This window comes from Pseudoalteromonas aliena SW19 (assembly GCF_014905615.1).
GTDB lineage: Bacteria > Pseudomonadota > Gammaproteobacteria > Enterobacterales > Alteromonadaceae > Pseudoalteromonas > Pseudoalteromonas aliena.
Map to the genome: position 1 here is coordinate 1 of NZ_AQGU01000027.1, position 13,597 is coordinate 13,597.

A 13,597-nucleotide genomic window follows, 5' to 3' on the forward strand; every position below is an offset into this window, starting at 1 on the left:
CGCCAAACGCGTTTTATGTGATAGTGAAACAAGCGAAGAAGTTAATATGACTAAAGTAGATATTACTTAGAAAGACTTAAAAAATATTATCAGATATTTTCCAAATTCAAGAGGTGACTCTTAGCGCGTAGCGTTAACATTGAGGCACCTTGCGCAAAGAAAATGGTAGCACTACGTGCTTGTCATTACTTCTTTGCACCATATTTGCTTGGTGACAATAGCGTTTTGGACCCACCTGATTCCATGCCGAACTCAGTAGTGAAACGAAACAGCGCCGATGATAGTGTAGCATTTGCTATGTGAAAGTAGGACATTACCAGGCTTCAAATTAAAGAAACCCGTTACAGCAATGTGACGGGTTTTTTGCTGTTTAGAGTTTAATAAATAGCCAAGAGCCCAAACCGAACTTAATAGTGAAACCAAAGCTTCGAGCGATGATAGTGTGCATTTGCTATGTGGCTCTCCACCGCTGTGGGCACTACGACATTACACAGGCTTCAAATTGTAAAAAGCCCGAATCTGACGATTCGGGCTTTTTTACGTCTGTAGAAAAGTGAAATACGCGGAATTAACAGACACCTACCCAACAGCCATCACGTAGGTCCGGCGGGCGCAGCGACTCTCGACGTTAAAATTATGTTTAATCACACCAAAATCACTCAATACCTCTGCACGCCGATAAGTATGTAACCTGAATCTCGTTTAAGAAATTGAACTAAATGCCTGTTCCGAGATCCGATCTTTCGACCAAGAACGATTGGATAAACAAGGAACAGGCATGATTAAATTAGTTGAATTGTTTTGCGATGTCGATGATTTTTGCAAAGTATTTATACCCCAATGGAAAAAACAATTACTCGAAGATGGCACCCAAAAACGTCAGCGAGCAGGGCGTATGACGACCAGTGAAATTATGACTATTGTTATTAGTTTTCACATGTCACATCATCGTGATTTCAAAAACTACTACCTTGGTTATGTATCACTTATGTACAAAAGTGAATTTCCTAACTTACTCAGTTACACACGATTTCTAGCCGTTATGCCGAGAGTAATTGTGCCAATGTGTGCCTATTTCACTTCACTTAAAGGTAAACCCACAGGCGTTGAATTCATTGACTCTACATCTATTAAGGTCTGCCACAATATTCGTATTCCAAGACACAAAACCTTTGATGGAATAGCCCAGCGAGGTAAAGGAACGATGGGATGGTTTTACGGCTTCAAGCTGCATTTAGTCGTTAATCATCATGGTGAAATTGTTGCTGCGAAAGTGACAACAGGAAATGTACATGATACTCAACCAGTCCGCGAATTAGCGAGCTGCCTGACGGATAAATTATACGGTGACAAAGGATATTTAAGTAAGGCTTTAGAAGCGGATTTGCTCGATAAAGGGGTAAAGCTCATTACGACGGTTCGCAAAAATATGAAGGCAAAAGCGATGTCATTATGGGATAGAGCGATGCTTTCAAAGCGTTTTATAATCGAAACAATTAATGACCAACTCAAGAATATATCCTTCATTGAACATTCGAGACATCGGAGTATGAACGGCTTTATGTTGAATTTAGTGGCTGGATTGGTGGCTTATTGCTTTAAAGAAAATAAGCCACACCTTAATTTAACTGACGTAGAGCTTAATGCATTAGTTATCGCTTAAGCAGATCTCAGGTTATGTAGCATTTGCTATGTGACTTTTTACCGCTGTAGGCACTACGACATCACAAGGCTTCAAATTAAAGAAACCCGTTACAGCAATGTGACGGGTTTTTTGCTTTCTGGGATTTAGTAAATAGCCAAGAGCACATGCCGAACTCAGTAGTGAAACGAAACAGCTCGAAGGCGAGCCCCACGGAAGGCCGCCCCGACGCAAAGATAGTATCCCATTTGCACTGTGGCTCTCCACCGCTGTGGGCACTACGACATTCTACTGCGTAGCGCAACGACTTCAAATTATAGAGAGCCCGAATCTAACGATTCGGGCTTTTTTACGTCTACAGAAAAGTGAAAATGTGTTTTCAGGTAGTTTAAGCTTGTGCGTAGTTTGACTTATTGCCAAGCCATCTATGAATCAGGGGATCTACACTTTGAGGGTATTGTTTTAGCATTTGCAGCGCAATAGGCCTTACTTGATTAAGTGTTTGTTTGTCGCGCGTTAAGTCTGCAATTTTAAATTCCGCTAAGCCGGTTTGTTTTGTGCCGAGGACTTCACCTGGTCCGCGTATTTCTAGATCACGCTCCGCTATTACAAAGCCATCATTACTATCTCTTAGTACACCAAGTCGCTTTTGAGCGGTATGAGATAGTGGTGCGTGGTATAAAAGTACACAATGCGATGCTGTGGCACCACGGCCAACTCGGCCACGTAACTGATGGAGCTGTGCTAAACCTAAGCGCTCAGGATTTTCTATTATGATTAAACTTGCGTTAGGAACATCCACACCTACCTCGATAACGGTAGTGGCTACTAATACATGTATATTTCCTGCTTTAAACTCACTCATAATGGCTTGCTTTTCAGCTGACTTCATTCGTCCATGAACGAGACCTACGCTCAGCTCTGGTAATGCCTCTTTTAATTGCAGTGCACTATCTTCAGCTGCTTGGCATTGCAGCACTTCAGATTCATCAATTAGTGTGCATACCCAGTAAACTTGACGACCTTGATCATTGCAGGCTAATTTAACACGCTCAATAATATCGTCTCTACGTGTGTCAGGCAGTGCGACTGTTGTAATTGGAGTCCGCCCCGGTGGTAATTCATCAATTACAGAGGTTTCTAAGTCAGCATAAGCTGTCATGGCAAGTGTGCGTGGAATAGGTGTTGCAGTCATAACCAGTTGATGAGGGTAACAATCAGCAAATTTTCCTTTTTCGCGTAGTGATAAACGCTGATGCACACCAAAGCGATGTTGCTCATCAATAATTATTAGCACTAAGTTATTAAACTTTACTTCATCTTGAAATAAAGCGTGAGTACCTACAATCATTTGCGCTTCACCAGAGGCTATTTTTTCAAGTGTTGCTATACGTTCTTTACCTTTTGTTTTACCGCCAAGCCAAGCAACTGTGATACCTAACGGATTAAACCAAGTTGTAAAATTAACGCCATGTTGTTCAGACAAAATTTCAGTAGGAGCCATTAAAGCAACTTGAAAGCCCCCTGCAATCGCTGTTAACGCACTTATAGCCGCGACTAAGGTTTTGCCTGAACCTACATCGCCTTGCACTAAGCGCATCATTGGATATGTGTGTTGCATATCCCCTTTTATCTCAGCCACTACTCGGCTTTGTGCATTTGTGGGTGCAAAAGGAAGCTGCTCTAAAAATGGACTTTCTAATGTATTTACCGGATTTAATGCCACGGCTTTAACTTGTTGCCCTTGCTCTCGTACTTTTAATAAACTGAGGTTTTGTGCAAGTAGCTCCTCAAATACAAGGCGTTGTTGTGCGGGGTGCATACCTTGCTCTAGTGCGGTTATATCAACATCATTTGGCGGGCGGTGCAGTAATAGTAAAGCATCGCTTAAAGCCATATTTGATGGCTGAAACTGCGTAGGAAGTAGTTCTTCTACCGAATATTTGTTTAGTAAGTCAATAGCCTGTTCGCTCAGGGCTCTAATTGAGAGCTGCTTTAAGCCTTCGGTTGTTGAATACACGGGCGTTAACGTTGTTACTGTGGGTTGCTCATTATGAGTATCGCTGATGCTATATTCAGGATGATTCATTTCAAGTCCCACACGCCCACGACGTACTTCACCAAAACAACGTATTATTTTACCAGCACTGAGCGCATTTTTTTGTGCTGCGGTAAAATTAAAGAATCGAAGTGTGAGCCTACCTGTGCCATCATTTATTTGGCAAACCAGCATTCGCCTTTTGCCAAAGGTAACCTGGCTTGTTTCAATCGTTGCTTCCACACTTACATGGCTATGAAGCGATAACTCGTTTATTGCATATAAGCGAGTACGATCTTCATAGCGAAGTGGTAAGTGGAAGAGCATATCTTGTACGGTACTAATACCTAGCTTCAACAAGCGCTCGGCCATTTTTGGACCGATCCCTTTAATTTCTGTTATTGGATATTGGCTTAAGCTAGGTTTAGACAAAGTAGGCTCAATTTTTATTATTTAGTGAGTTAAGTGTACTTATACAGTGTAGGTGCATCAAGTATGTTTTAAAGCTTGCCAAAATTGTTCACTGGCAACTATTTCACCATTTTCATCAAGTGCAGGGTATGGCAATTTCCTTTGTTTACATTGCCTTGCAATAATAGGATGGCAGCCTTCGAAATAAAGAGGGTGTTTAACTTCTGCGCTGAGCATATCTCTGTTATACAAACCAGCAAGCTCGCGCTGGCGCTGTGCTTCAAACAAAATTAGTGCGGCAGCAACCGAAACATTTAGTGATTGCACCATGCCTTGCATTGGAATAATAATATTCTGATCTGCGTACTCTAATGCTTTTTCAGATATTCCTGTTTTTTCTTGGCCAACAATAATAGCAGTTGGCTTGGTGTAATCTACTTCTCTAAAATCAACAGCGTCTTCAGATAGATGCGTTGCTAATATTTGTATTTCTGGATTGCGTTCACGCATTGCCACTACGGCATCATCAATGTTTCTATGCAGGTGCGTCTCTAGCCAGTTTTTACTGCCACCCGAGGTATTGTTTGTTAGCCATTTTTGTTTTTCTGGCCATACAGCGTGTACGTGATGGCAACCTACTGCGTCAGCGCTACGCACGATTGCAGATAAATTATGATGTTTATGTACGTCTTCTAAGCACACTGTTAGGTCTGTTTGGCGGCGCGAAAGTACATCTTCAATTCTTTGATAGCGAGTTTGCTGCATGGTGATCCTCTTTTTTCGGCAATTATACGAGATTTTTACAGTTAAGGCATTACCGTACGGCTAATTGGGTTTTGCAGCGATATAAGCGTTTCTGTTGATTGGATTGCTTCAATGGCTTGGATTTTGTTGATTAACACATCTTGCAAGTGATCAATCGATTTCGCCATTACTTTAATAAAAATACTGTAGTTCCCCGTTGTGTAATAGGCTTCAACCACTTCCTCCAATGCTTCTAGCTTAATTAGTGTTTGCGGGTAGTCGCGTGCATTATTTAAATTGATACCTATAAAGCAACATACATCATAGCCTAGCTGCTTAGTATTTATTGTTAATTGAGTGCCGGTGATGATCCCTGCTTGTTTCATTTTTTCTATACGAACATGAATTGTACCGGCACTTACATTAAATCTTTTTGCTAATTCGGCGTACGCAGTACGGGCATTTTCCATTAATGCATGAAGTATCTGTTTATCGAGATTATCGATTAAGTAATTTTCCACTGTATTTTTCTCATAAAATTATCGAATATATTGTTTTTATACCACTTAATTAATGATTTTCACATGGTAAAGCTATTTTTGTTATTGGATGTTGAGTTAATTCATTAAATTGTTACATTAACTTCATTAAAGGTGCTGATTGGAGCGCTTTGTATCAATTAAGTAAGTAACAATAACTGGGAATGAGGCCAATTATTATGAATTCACATTATGTGCTGCAACAGCAGCAAATAAGTAAAGTTAAGCAATTTTTTTCACAACAACTAGAAATCCAACTTGGGCTCATTGAAGTTCAAGCACCAATTTTGGCTAAAGTGGGTGATGGCACACAAGATAATCTCAGTGGGCATGAAAATGCAGTTGCTGTAAAAGTTAAAGCTATTACTGATAGCGACTATGAAGTAGTGCACTCACTTGCAAAGTGGAAGCGTAAAACATTAGCCACTTATGGCTTTGGTGTTGGTGAAGGTATTTATACGCAAATGAAAGCGCTGCGCCCAGATGAAGATTCACTAAGTCCTATTCATTCTGTTTATGTTGATCAGTGGGATTGGGAAAAAGTAATTAACGAAACCACAGAGCGATCGCTGGCAACACTTAAGCAAACCGTTCAATCTATCTACAAAGGGATTAAAGAAACCGAAGCCTTTGTAAGTGAAGCTTATGGCTTTATGCTATTTTTACCGGCTAACATTAAGTTTGTACACAGTGAAGAGCTACGTAAAATGTATCCTGATTTTAGCGCTAAGCAGCGCGAAAAAGCTATTACACAAGAGTATGGGGCCGTGTTTTTAATTGGTATTGGTGGAGCATTAGGTGATGGAAAAATTCATGATGTAAGAGCCCCTGACTACGACGACTGGTCTACACAGACGTGCGATCAATATATGGGTTTAAATGGTGATATTTTAGTATGGAACCCCGTACTTGAAGATGCTTTTGAAATATCATCAATGGGTATACGTGTAAGCCCTGAGGTTTTAAAGGCGCAGTTAAGTATAACTGGAGATAAAGACCGCTTAGAATTTGATTGGCATAAAGCCTTATTACAAAGTAAATTTCCGCAAACTATTGGTGGTGGGATAGGGCAATCGCGTTTAGTCATGTTACTTTTGCAAAAGCAGCATATTGGTCAAGTACAAGTGGGAGTATGGCCGCAGCATACACATGCAGAGGTTAGCGGCTTACTGTAGTAACCTGAACTCTAGCTAGAGAAAATAAATTTAAATATCCTTATTATTCAATGTGTTAGTAAGCCTGTTAACCAGGGTTAAGGTTATAGTAATAAAACCAAAGTGCTAAACGCACTTTGGTTATGACGTTTTAAACTCTATTTCTATTTTATTATTTTGCAGCCTAACGTTACAGGGTGGGTAATTACGCGTCGTTTTAAGTACTTTATCAAAAATATGAATTTCGACCCCTGAGTGCAAAATAGCATTTACGGCAAGGTTCGCATCACTGAGTAGATCGTGCAAGTCATGATCTAAAGTCGAAAGGCGTTTTTCTAATTGCTCTGCTTGTTGGCAATAGTGTAATTGGGTTGCCCCAATTTTTGCTATCAGCTGGTTTTTCTTTTCGGTATCTTTAACTTGGTCGGCTTTTTCAAGAGCATCTTGTAAGGTGTCTAACTGCTGATCTGTTTTTGCTAAATCTTTAAAGCAATTATCTGTGTCTGCTGTTATTTCGGCGCCTGAGGTCGCTAAATTAATGACCATTTTAGCGCCTGATTCATTACCAACCTCACCAGCTATAAGCGTTGTCGCATCCAATATTTCACCACCAAATATTTTGCCTTTAGGTAAGTCTGTTTGCCCAACTTGCAGTAAGCGTTTTGCTTTCATTATGCAATGGCTTGTTTGGCGTTCGATGAATATATTAGTCGCTTCGATATAACAATACTGAGAATGGGATACATGAATATCACCAACGGATACGAGTTTACAGGATAATGATTTATCTTCAGGTTTTTGATGGCCAATAATACCTTGTTTCACGGTTATATTACCGCCTGCCGTAAGCTCACCTGATTCGACCGTGCCAAAAATCGTAATATCGCCTTTGGCCGTTACTCTCATTCCTGGATCTATGTTACGCGTAACAATTACACTACCTTCAAAATCAATATGACCACTTTTTACATTCACATCAGCAATAGTAAAAATGTCATCAACGCGCATTCCATTATTAATTTCGACGGGCACGCCTGAAATAGTTGAGACTAATTCCATAGGATTAGATTTAGATATTTCAGTGCCTTCACCAGCAACTAATTGCTTGTTGTCGCCTGGTTTTGGGGCAAGTATTTCTCCGGTAACGGTAAAACCTTCTTTACCGGGTGTCGCTGGTTGTTGACGAATAAGCACGGTACCTGGCTCTACGCTTGCCAGCTTACCAAAATCGCGCATATCAACATTACCATCTTCTTTTAGCTTAGGGGTTTTTAGGCGATCTTTAAGGGTTTTTACTGTTGTAGTAAGTTTTGTCGCTAAGCCATCACTGGGTAAACGGCCTTTTGCTAAAACTCCTTTTACAACAGTGCCAGCAGGTGCCTTAAGTTGTTTTTGCAGTAACTGTTCTAAAAATACTTGTTTGTAACCGCGCACAATACCTGCTTTTACGAGCTGTTTTTTAGCCACGTCTAAGCTGAGTAATTTGCCGCCTTGAGCCGTAGTCAGCTCTCCTACAGCAAGCATTTTATCATCATTGATAACCACCTCTAATGCGGCGTCGTGTTTGCTTGCAACAATTAAAATAGATTCGCTACTTTCGCTTTTAAAAAAGTTATTTATAGCATCAAGATCTATTTTACAATCACAAAAAGTTGATTTTTCGAGCGCTTCAATTACAAACGCAGCGCTTGGAGGCGCAGTGGCGTTTATATCGAGTAAAACGTTTCCATTATGATCAAGCTTAAACACGAGTTAATCCTTTTTTGCTACTGAACCTGAACTAGGGTTACTTAAGTTAACCTGAACTCTGGTTAAGAGGTTTACTAACATATTAAATTATAGTGATATTTAAATTTATTTTCTCTAGCCAGAGATTTTTAGTAAATTCAACGCAGTTAGCGCTGAAAATAGCTGCTTGAGATAGATTTATTATCCTGAGTTCAGGTTAAGTTATGTTTGTATTAATAACCTAATTATAGAGTGCTATTAATTTACTTTTGAGTCAAGAAATCAAGAAAAACAAAGTGATGTAGGAAGAGGCTAGAAGGTTTGAGCTATAGCGCAGGTCTATAGCTCAAAAATAATATTAGTTAGTTGAAGGAAGCTCCATAATGCCATCAATCTCAACTTGCACATTTTTTGGTAATGCACGTACTCCAATCGCAGCACGCGCTGGGTATGGCTTTTTAAAGTATTGGCTCATTACTTCGTTAACAATAGCAAAGTTTGATAAATCAGTAAGGTAAATATTCACCTTAACTAGGTCGTGTATCTGACCGCCAGCTTCTTCACATACAGCAGCAATATTTTTAAATACTTGATGTGTTTGTTCGCTAAAGTCTTCTGATATAACTTCCATGGTTTCTGGCACTAATGGGATCTGGCCAGATAAATAAACAGCGGTACCAACTTTAACTGCTTGGCTGTATGTGCCAATAGCTGCTGGTGCTTTGTCGGTAGAAATAAATGCTTTATTCATGAGTTTCCTATTTTACTTTTTACGATAGACTTTTTGAACATCAGGCATTACACGAATTTTACGCATAATATTAGCAACATGGACACGGTTTTTAACGGTGACCCCTAAATCTATCACGTATAAATTACTTTCTTTTTCATCGGTGGCAATTTCGACAATATTGGCTTGGGTTGTAGCAACAACATTGGTTAATTTTGCTAATGCGCCTTGATGATTAATAATTTCAACCCTAAGCGCAGCAATATATTCTTTTTCTGGGTTATCGTCCCATTTTACAACTAAGTATTTAGAGCGTTCATTTTCCCAACCACGAATGTTTTTACATTCTTGGCGGTGAACAGTCAGGCCTTTACCTTGGCTTACATGCGCCGTTATAGCATCGCCTGGTACAGGGCGGCAACACTTAGAGTAATTAACTAACATGCCTTCGGTGCCGATAATGGTTGCTTTGGCTTGATTAGTAATATCGGTTAAATCATCATTTTCGTTTTGTAACAAGCGTTTAGCAATTAACATACTCATTAGATTACCAGAGCCTATTGCGACTAATAGTTCAAGTAATGTAGAAAGCTCATGCTCTTCAAGTACGCGTGCTATATTTTCATCAGCAATACTATCTAACTTATTTTCACCTAATGCTGAATCAAGTAAACGTCTACCCAATAACAGCGCTTCTTCATGATGCTGACTTTTAAGGTAGTTACGAACACCCAAACGTGCTTTACCGGTAACAATAAAGTTTAGCCAAGTTGCATTTGGATGCGCGCCAGAGCTTGTAATTACTTCTATTGTTTGGCCGGTATCCAGTGCTTTACTCAATGGATAAGGTTTACGATTTACTCTTGCCCCTACGCACGTATTACCAACGTCAGTGTGCACAGCATATGCAAAATCAACTGCGGTTGCGCCCATCGGTAATTCAACTATCCGACCATCTGGCGTAAATACGTAAATTTCTTCAGGGAATAGCTCAGTTTTCACGTTTTCAATAAATTCAAATGACGAACCAGCACTTTGCTGAAGCTCTAATAAGCTTTGCATCCATTGACGAGCACGTTGTTGTGACGTATTACCCGCGCCATCACCCGATTTTTTATACATCCAGTGTGCGGCCACGCCTTTGTCTGCCATATGATCCATATCGTGAGTACGAATTTGGATCTCAACAGGTATGCCGTGTGGGCCAACTAAAGAAGTATGAAGCGACTGATAGCCATTGGTTTTAGGCACTGCAATATAGTCTTTAAAGCGCGTTTCAATCGGCTTATAAAGACTGTGAGCAACACCTAATACGCGATAGCACGTATCCATAGAATCAACCGCAATTCTAAACGCATAAATATCCATGACTTCGTTAAATAACAGCTCTTTATTGAGCATTTTTTTATAAATACTATAAAGGTGCTTTTCGCGGCCCGATACCGTCGCTTTTATGCCTGATTCTTCAAGGCGTGCTTCAATTTCGTTTTGAATATTTGAAATAACTTCTTTTCGATTACCACGTGCTTTTGCAACTTCAGATTTAAGTGCACGATGGCGCATAGGATATAGAGCTTGAAAACCTAAATCTTCAAGTTCATTTTTAATATCGTGAATACCTAAACGGTTTGCTATTGGCGCGTATATTTCTAGTGTTTCGCGTGCTATACGGCGGCGTTTATCGGGGCGAAGTGCGCCCAATGTACGCATGTTGTGAGTTCTATCAGCAAGCTTGATTAAAATAACTCGAATGTCTTGAGTCATTGCCATAATCATTTTACGGTAGTTTTCAGCTTGGAATTCTTTTTTGTCTTTAAAGCTGAGCTTATCGAGCTTACTTACACCTTCAACCAATTCAGCAACCGTTTCACCAAAAATTTCAGCTAAATCTTGTTGGCTAAAATCGGTATCTTCAATTACATCATGCATTAACGCCGCCATGAGCGTTTCATGGTCAAGATGCATGCCGGCAAGAATTTGGGTTACTTCAACAGGATGAGTTATGTAGGGCTCGCCGCTTGAGCGAGTTTGTCCTTCATGGGCCTCTCGGGCTACCACGTAAGATTTTTGTACTAGCTCCACATCTGCGGCAGGCAAGTATTCAGAAATTTTCTTTTTTAGACCTTCAAAAAGATACATTTACACTCCAATGTTCTAGGGCCTGTTGACCTTTGTGGATTAAAATTTGTTCAATCTAGGGGCGATTTAATCGCGGCGCGAGGTTTTTAGCCTAGCGGGCTAAGTAAAAACCGAGCAACAAAGAGTAAATTGCCCCTAGGCAGAACCCTTCGGGCAGCGTATGTTTGGCATTTATGCTGCGTTATCGCCTATTTATGGGGAATAACCACACTACATAGGCTTTGCCTTGCCTAAATACCAAGCATGCTGCTGCAAATTTAACCTCGAAAGATAAACAGGCCCTAGTGAAGTAAATTAGGTAAGTTACGAATATACGATGAAAACAGAGGATTGCCAACGGCTATAGTAGAAATACTGCGCCGTTGGCTAAATCAGACCGGGAGGTCGATTATTGATTGCCACCAACAATGGCAGCAACAGCAGCTAGTTCTGCCGCTTCTTGGTGTTGTTGTTCTTCACGGTCAATTAAGTCCATTGAAGCACTATCAACTAAACCTAATTCAATTTCACGTAAAGCAACAACCGTTGGCTTATCGTTTTCAGGGTCTACTAGTGGCGTTTTACCACCAACAGCAATTTGGCGGGCACGACGAGCCGCAACTAAAATTAAGTCAAAACGATTACCAACTGCATCTACTGCATCTTCAACTGTTACGCGGGCCATCACAGCACTCCAAAATAATTTAAAAGCAAAGACGTAGTTTACTCCAAGCAGCCACTTTCGCCAATAGCCAGTGTTCAATTTTTATCAGTTTTACTTACCTAAGCCTAATTTGAATGGGCTTAAATTATTTAAGTAGACTATTTAGTAAAACTTGATGGCGATTTTTTTGTGCTTTTAGTGTTAAGCGCTGTGCCATTACAATTATTTCTATATCAGCAAGTGCGCTCTCAAAGTCATCATTCACAATCACAAAATCATACTCGTTATAATGCGACGTTTCTGACTGAGCCTTTGCCATACGAGAGGCAATAACGTCAGCCGAATCTTGGCCACGATTATTTAAACGCTGCTCTAGCTCTTTTTTTGAAGGAGGCAGTATAAAAATGGTTTGTACGCTTGGCATAATTTTGCGCACTTGTTGCGCGCCTTGCCAGTCAATATCTAAAAACACATCAATACCCGCATTAAGTTGCGACTCAATCGCTTGCTTTGATGTGCCATAGTAATTATCAAATACTTGAGCCCATTCAAAAAAGTCATTTTTTTCAATCAGCGCTTTAAACTCATCTGTAGCTACAAAATGATAATGCACGCCATCTTCTTCACCAGGACGAGGCGAACGAGTCGTATGCGACACCGATACTTTCATATCAGCATGCTTTTTTAATAACGCATTAATTAAGCTTGATTTACCCGCACCAGAAGGCGCTGATAAAATAAATAGGTTTCCGCGAGTGTGTGCCATTTTAATCTCTATCTAAAAATAAATAGGCTTGGGTTATAAATAACGCAAGCCTTTAATAAATGCATTGTACTGTATTTAAGTAAATTTTCTCAAGTTAGCCACAAAGGTTCAAATAATATTATTCTATGTTTTGGATCTGCTCACGCATTTGTTCAATTAGTACTTTTAGCTCTACGGCTGCAGTAGTGATGTCACTATTGATAGACTTAGACGCTAGCGTGTTAGCTTCACGATTAAATTCTTGCATCATAAAATCTAAGCGGCGGCCACATGCGCCTCCTTTTTTAAGGATTTTTTTAGTTTCTTTAACGTGAGACTTTAAGCGATCTAATTCTTCAGCCACGTCTTGTTTTTGCGCAAGGTAAATAAGTTCTTGTTCAAGGCGCGATTCGTCAATGTTTGCTGTTAAGTCTTCTAATTTTTGAGCCAGTTTTTCACGCTGCCATTTAGCAATTTCTGGCATGTGCGTTTCTACAATTTCTACTTGTTCTAAAATCGCATCAAGACGGGTTGCTATCATTTCTTCAAGGTTTGCACCTTCATCGCCACGCGCCGATTTAAAATCTTCTATAACTTGATCAAGACCAGCTATTAGTGCTGTATTAACGCTATCCATATCAAGCTCTTGTGCTTCCATAACGCCAGGCCAACGCAATATATCAACAGGGTTAATATCGCCATTACTTTGTTGTTGAACCCATTTGGCACTATTTATTAGTTGCTCAGCAAGCGCTTGGTTAATTGATAGCTCGCCAACGTGAGCAGGGTTTGCAACAAATTTTAAAAAAACTTCAACTTTACCGCGTTGTAAGTGTTTGCGTAAACGCTCACGAATAACTGGCTCCATGCCACGAAATTGCTCTGGTGCGCGAATAAATGTTTCAAGGTAACGCTGGTTAACAGAACGAACTTCCCAAGTGCCAGTGCCCCAATCGCCTTTTATTTCGCGACGCGCATAAGCTGTCATACTGTGGATCATGGATGATTTCCTAAATTTATAAATACAATATTACGATGATTATATCGTAACACTGCTTAAGCTCTAGGGAAAATTTAAAGCACT

11 protein-coding genes and 1 rRNA gene are annotated in these 13,597 nt (G+C 40.1%); 3 read left to right on the forward strand and 9 right to left on the reverse strand.

Features of this window, described 5'->3' with window-relative positions; translation table 11 throughout:
- Positions 1-207: 207 nt before the first annotated feature.
- Both rrf and PALI_RS13350 read left to right on the forward strand, forming a co-directional pair.
- Positions 208-322, forward strand: a 5S ribosomal RNA gene (gene rrf, locus PALI_RS13345).
- 456 nt (positions 323-778) lie between these two features.
- A complete protein-coding gene (locus PALI_RS13350; RefSeq protein ID WP_077538070.1) occupies positions 779-1,663 on the forward strand; it encodes an IS982 family transposase in 885 nt (294 codons plus the stop codon).
- Positions 1,664-2,030: 367 nt separating this feature from the next.
- On the opposite strand, the gene recG is transcribed toward PALI_RS13350, so the two are convergent.
- The 3 genes from recG to asnC are packed head-to-tail and all read right to left on the reverse strand — an operon-like array spanning position 2,031 to position 5,356.
- On the reverse strand, positions 2,031-4,112 hold the full coding sequence (recG, locus tag PALI_RS13355; RefSeq protein WP_193156154.1) for an ATP-dependent DNA helicase RecG: 2,082 nt from the start codon (positions 4,110-4,112) through the stop codon (positions 2,031-2,033).
- 57 nt (positions 4,113-4,169) lie between these two features.
- Positions 4,170-4,856, reverse strand: a complete 687-nt coding sequence (trmH, locus tag PALI_RS13360) for a tRNA (guanosine(18)-2'-O)-methyltransferase TrmH (protein ID WP_193156155.1) — start codon at positions 4,854-4,856, stop codon at positions 4,170-4,172.
- 41 nt (positions 4,857-4,897) lie between these two features.
- Entirely contained in the window at positions 4,898-5,356 is a 459-nt protein-coding gene (asnC, locus tag PALI_RS13365) for a transcriptional regulator AsnC (RefSeq protein WP_182703121.1), read from the reverse strand.
- Positions 5,357-5,553: 197 nt separating this feature from the next.
- On the opposite strand from asnC, the gene asnA reads away from it, so the two are divergent.
- Positions 5,554-6,549, forward strand: a complete 996-nt coding sequence (gene asnA, locus PALI_RS13370; protein WP_193156156.1) for an aspartate--ammonia ligase — start codon at positions 5,554-5,556, stop codon at positions 6,547-6,549.
- 120 nt (positions 6,550-6,669) lie between these two features.
- On the opposite strand, the gene PALI_RS13375 is transcribed toward asnA, so the two are convergent.
- The 6 genes from PALI_RS13375 to PALI_RS13400 form a co-directional block, all read right to left on the reverse strand.
- Positions 6,670-8,277 (reverse strand): DUF342 domain-containing protein, encoded by a 1,608-nt coding sequence (locus PALI_RS13375; RefSeq protein ID WP_193156157.1) that lies wholly within the window; start codon positions 8,275-8,277, stop codon positions 6,670-6,672.
- A gap of 337 nt (positions 8,278-8,614) precedes the next feature.
- Positions 8,615-9,007: a RidA family protein gene (locus PALI_RS13380; RefSeq protein ID WP_077536289.1), complete on the reverse strand. Its 393-nt coding sequence runs from the start codon at positions 9,005-9,007 to the stop codon at positions 8,615-8,617.
- A gap of 12 nt (positions 9,008-9,019) precedes the next feature.
- Complete coding sequence (spoT, locus tag PALI_RS13385; RefSeq protein ID WP_077536288.1) at positions 9,020-11,125, reverse strand: bifunctional GTP diphosphokinase/guanosine-3',5'-bis pyrophosphate 3'-pyrophosphohydrolase; 2,106 nt, start codon at positions 11,123-11,125, stop codon at positions 9,020-9,022.
- A 388-nt stretch (positions 11,126-11,513) separates the two neighbouring features.
- The gene (gene rpoZ, locus PALI_RS13390; protein WP_007378835.1) at positions 11,514-11,789 is read right to left on the reverse strand and encodes a DNA-directed RNA polymerase subunit omega; all 276 of its coding nucleotides are present in this window, start codon (positions 11,787-11,789) and stop codon (positions 11,514-11,516) included.
- A 124-nt stretch (positions 11,790-11,913) separates the two neighbouring features.
- Positions 11,914-12,534 (reverse strand): guanylate kinase, encoded by a 621-nt coding sequence (gmk, locus tag PALI_RS13395; RefSeq protein ID WP_193156158.1) that lies wholly within the window; start codon positions 12,532-12,534, stop codon positions 11,914-11,916.
- A 118-nt stretch (positions 12,535-12,652) separates the two neighbouring features.
- On the reverse strand, positions 12,653-13,513 hold the full coding sequence (locus PALI_RS13400; protein WP_138584556.1) for a YicC/YloC family endoribonuclease: 861 nt from the start codon (positions 13,511-13,513) through the stop codon (positions 12,653-12,655).
- Positions 13,514-13,597 lie beyond the last annotated feature (84 nt).